This window comes from Vibrio sp. 2134-1, assembly GCF_033339495.1.
Genome location: NZ_JAWOUS010000528.1, coordinates 1 through 653, shown reverse-complemented (window position 1 = coordinate 653; position 653 = coordinate 1). Strand labels below are relative to the sequence as shown.

At 54.5% G+C, this 653-nt stretch carries 1 protein-coding gene; it reads right to left on the bottom strand.

Going from position 1 to position 653, the window contains the following annotated elements; all coding sequences use genetic code 11:
* A partial coding sequence (locus R7R78_RS27030; RefSeq protein WP_225474724.1) for a TraI domain-containing protein occupies window positions 1-653 on the bottom strand: 653 nt, incomplete at both ends.

Here is a 653-nt window from a genome sequence, read left to right as displayed (position 1 = left end):
AAGACCAGCTAGAGCTTTCTCTGCTTCCTGCTCTGCGGCCAACATGTCATCGTTCAGCGCTGACACATCTTCCTCTTGGTCGTCATCGACTTCCGCAGGATCAACGAACTCAATCTCAGCGTCCTCAACATCACCAACAACTTCCGCAGCAACAGCCGCAGGAGGCTCAGTCGTAAACACCAGGTCGTTTGATTCGAGTCGGAGCATCAAGATCTTCACCGATCCCGCCGCCTCCTGGAGCATCTCAGGCAAAACTTCCCAGTAGCGGTAGTACGCACGTTCACCCTTCTCCTGCACCGTGTTTGGTACAGCAAAACCACGTTCGATGAGAATGTCGGCCAGTGTGTCAGGGTCTCGTGGAATACCGGGGATCTTGTCGTGGCTGATCAAGTCATAAAGGTCCCCAAGCTGTTTCCAGGCAATGAATACACCTTGGTTGAGGTGCCAGACTTTCGCGCCTGGCTCATTGACCTTCCATTTTCCGGTTTTAACCAGGCGGCGGATGGCATCGAACACGTACCGCTCGACAGGCACACCATAGGAGAACTCGTCCACATCGAGACGACTCTGGCGAAGGTCCCGTGAGACGCTCTCTTGGTCAGCGCGAAGCATCAGCTTGGTCACAGGCTGATTGACGCTGGTTCCTGAGATAG